General features: G+C 67.9%; 1 pseudogene. It reads right to left on the reverse strand.

The window, feature by feature from the left end:
- Positions 1 to 1,032 (reverse strand): annotated as a pseudogene (locus EV662_RS19670) (DNA-binding protein); the annotation flags it as partial.

Below are 1,032 nucleotides of genomic sequence, written 5' to 3' on the forward strand. Positions count from 1 at the left end.
CGGACGGCGCTGGTAGGGATCGTGGACGGCATTGACGCTCATCCCCACGCAATGGGCGAAGAGTGCTTCGCGGCTGCAGCTGTCGAATTCGGTCAGCGCCTCCCAGAGGTCCTCCGATGCCTTCGGCAGGTTCCGTGCCCAGGTCTCGTGACGCTGGTCGATGGCCTGCGCATAGGCCGTGTCGCCGAGGCCCGGCACCTGCGATCCGAACCCCGCGTTGCGCGGTTCGATCTCGACGCAGCTGTCGACGGCGTAGCGATAGAAGAGCCGCAGGACCATTGCGTGCAGGGCCGCGAGGAAGGCGACCTGCGGGTCCTCGGCCAGTGCGTTGCGCAGCGCCAGGGTCCGATGGGCCGTCAGTTCCATGACGAGGCGGTCGGAGAGCGGTTTCAGGCCATCGTCCTCTTCCTCTTCGTCCGCGGCAGAAACGACGGTGTCATCAGCGTCCTCGATCGGCGCCGTTTCTGGTGCGACCTCGGCGATATCCTCCACCTCCTCGACCGGCTCGTCTTCGGGCCGCACGTAGCCCCGCTCGACCCGCAGCCGCCCTGAACTGTCGATGCTGACGAAAGCCCCGGCCAGCGCGAGGTCGTCGGCCTCGTACCGGATCGGACGTGCCTCGAGTGCCTGCATCGCCTCCTCGATCTCGCCCAACCGAATATCGACGTCGTCGGGCAGCTCGTCGGCTTCCGCATGCTCGGCCTCAAGCGCGTCGTATTCGGCCTTCAGCGACTGGTAGCTGGCGGCTTCCTCGTCGCTCATCGGCACCGCCTCGCCATGCACCCGGCGCATCCCGAAGGTGTGACCGTAGGGGAACTCGGTGTCGACCTCGACCCATTTCCAGCCCTCGGCGCGCACCCCCTCGGCCTCCTCGGCCAGTTTCTCGCGCAGCATGACGTCGAGCAGGGCGGCATCCTGCAGCCAGCCGCCGTCGTCCTGCTGGAACAGGTCGCGCAGGATCTCGCCCCCGGCCTCGACGTAATCGTCGAGCCCGACGAACTGCGCCCGCTTGTCCGAGGCCCGCACCGCGCC

This window comes from Rhodovulum marinum (assembly GCF_004343075.1).
GTDB classification, from domain to species: Bacteria; Pseudomonadota; Alphaproteobacteria; order Rhodobacterales; family Rhodobacteraceae; genus Rhodovulum; species Rhodovulum marinum.